4 protein-coding genes are annotated in these 2,098 nt (G+C 49.8%); all 4 read right to left on the reverse strand.

The genetic code is table 11. The features are described from left to right. Position 1: 1 nt before the first annotated feature. Positions 2-367: a hypothetical protein gene (locus FEM54_RS31240; RefSeq protein ID WP_138454137.1), complete on the reverse strand. Its 366-nt coding sequence runs from the start codon at positions 365-367 to the stop codon at positions 2-4. Positions 368-433: 66 nt separating this feature from the next. After that, positions 434-637: a hypothetical protein gene (locus FEM54_RS31245; RefSeq protein ID WP_138454138.1), complete on the reverse strand. Its 204-nt coding sequence runs from the start codon at positions 635-637 to the stop codon at positions 434-436. A 111-nt stretch (positions 638-748) separates the two neighbouring features. After that, positions 749-1,693, reverse strand: coding sequence for a sigma 54-interacting transcriptional regulator (locus tag FEM54_RS31250; RefSeq protein WP_017137644.1), 945 nt, complete (start codon positions 1,691-1,693; stop codon positions 749-751). Between the two features lie 316 nt (positions 1,694-2,009). Further along, a partial coding sequence (locus FEM54_RS31255; RefSeq protein WP_138454139.1) for a DUF933 domain-containing protein occupies positions 2,010-2,098 on the reverse strand: 89 nt, incomplete at its 5' end.

A 2,098-nucleotide genomic window follows, 5' to 3' on the forward strand; every position in this document is an offset into this window, starting at 1 on the left:
CCTATTGCAGGTTAGTGGTTTTCTCAACAAACGAAGTGCAGTGTTTTATTACCTTGACGCCGATGTTGAGGATTTCTTTTGATTCAATAATGGTCTGTGTGGCGTCCGCCATTTTCAGCTCGTTTTGGGTCTTGGTATATTCACGCAGGAGCTTGGGGATTTTTTCGTTGTTGGATTTCAACCGCTCTGATTGGCTCACCAGCGACCGACTGTTTCCTGGGGCGGGGGGGGCCGACGGATAGGGATTGTTCTGCTCCAGTGCTGCACTGAAGAAATGCGCGTCGTGGGCGCTATCACTGCTTTTTTCGACGGGAAACACAGGGGCACCTGAATAGGTTTCCCGCTCTTTTTCAAGCGTTGTGCGCATATAAACCTCCCTCAGGAAAATAGACAGGCTTTCTCTATTTAATACACTAGAGAAAGCCTGTGTTGCTTATTGTACTTTGTTAATTACCTGGCTCCACTTGCTGGCAATCGAAGCATCTTTATCCAGCTTTGCCATCTCGAGCGTTTCTTTGTTTTTTTCCTCAGTGAGCGTTTTCATTTGATCAAAAAGCTGTTTGCTGGTAATGCTGCCGACTGGAGATGTCATGATTTCACCTTTGGGTTGTCTATCGGATAGTTGAGTATTCGTCATGAGGCATTCGATTAATCGTGCTACATCGTTATTTGATAATCGATGCTCGTACACTGAGTGGCGATGCCTCTGGAAACAGTTCCATCGGCCTATTTCTACTTGTTTCAGCGTTTATTGCACTTCCTGAGCGTGCAAACACGCGTTGAGTGAAACACCCAGTTGCTTCATTCGGTAGTAGAGCGTGCGCTTGGCAACCCCCAGTTCCAACGCCACACAATCCACGCTGTAAGTGTGACGATGTAAAGACTCTTCAATGAGCGTTTTCTCAATACGCTGCAGACGGTCTTTCAGGCCCAGTTCCAGCGGTTCTGCATTCGATGCCGATAAAGGCGGCAGCCCAAGGACAAAACGCTTGGCCGTGGAGCGTAGTTCGCGGACATTGCCCGGCCACGTATGACACAACAACTGCTGGAGCAGTTCGGTTGGGGGGTGAGGGGCTGTGCAGTTGAAGTGCTCCGCCTCTTGTTTAATCATCTCCAGAAACAACGGTACGATACGCTCACGTCGGTCACGCAGCGGCTGCAGCTTGATGTTAATAACGTTCAGGCGAAAATACAGGTCCCGCCTGAAGCTGCCTTGCTCGACCATGTCATGCAGTGATTGTTGAGCGGACGCGATGACGCGCATGTCGACGGGGATGAAGCGTGTTGAGCCCAGCCGTTCAACCCCTCGTGATTCGAGCATACGCAATAGCTTGGCCTGCAGCGAAAGCGGCATGCTGTCGATTTCATCCAAATACAACGTACCCAGGTGAGCCGCCTCGATAAACCCTGCGCGTGATTGTACAGCCCCGGTATAAGCACCACTGTTGACACCGAATAATTGGCTTTCGGCGAGGCTCTCCGGAATGGCGGCGCAATTGACCGCAACAAAGTTACCTCGACGGCCGGACAGGCGATGTATTCGTTGTGCCAGGGTATCTTTGCCAGTGCCGGTTTCCCCCAGCAACAAGATGTCAACATTCAGTGTCGCGGTGCTATTGATCGTGTTCTCAATATCCGAGCCTTCAATGAATGGCGTATCGGTTTCGCTTTCTTTTTGATCGGCGGCCGACATCGGGTGGGTGCTCCACTAGCGTGATTGTTTACGATTAAAAGGCTGTGATTTAGACGGTGTTTGGGCAGAGCGTAAAGTATAAGATTTATCATCGAGTATGCAGGTAAGAGTAAGCCAGGCTTGCGTAGGAAAAGTCATTAACTTGTCGCTTAACGTCACTCGAGGTTGTTGGGCTGTTTTTGTTACGACAAATAGGAAACGTCTTAAGGTTTCAAATAGATAAGAGGATAGCTATTGTCGAAATACAAACAACCGCCCACAAAAAAGCCGATGCAGTGCATCGGCTTTTTTGTGGGCGGCAAAACCGCGATGGCGCTTAGACGTTGAAACGGAAGTGCATCACGTCGCCATCCTTGACGATGTACTCTTTGCCTTCCAGGCGCCATTTACCGGCTTCCTTGGTAC

Origin of the sequence: Pseudomonas edaphica (genome assembly GCF_005863185.1) — a bacterium.
In the GTDB taxonomy this organism is placed as follows: Bacteria; Pseudomonadota; Gammaproteobacteria; order Pseudomonadales; family Pseudomonadaceae; genus Aquipseudomonas; species Aquipseudomonas edaphica.

What these genes read in the sequence shown, in the direction of transcription:
- FEM54_RS31240 (WP_138454137.1), bottom strand. Translation starts at nt 367, where the DNA reads ATGCGCACAACGCTTGAAAAAGAGCGGGAAACCTATTCAGGTGCCCCT.
- FEM54_RS31245 (WP_138454138.1), bottom strand. Translation starts at nt 637, where the DNA reads ATGACGAATACTCAACTATCCGATAGACAACCCAAAGGTGAAATCATG.
- FEM54_RS31250 (WP_017137644.1), bottom strand. Translation starts at nt 1,693, where the DNA reads ATGTCGGCCGCCGATCAAAAAGAAAGCGAAACCGATACGCCATTCATT.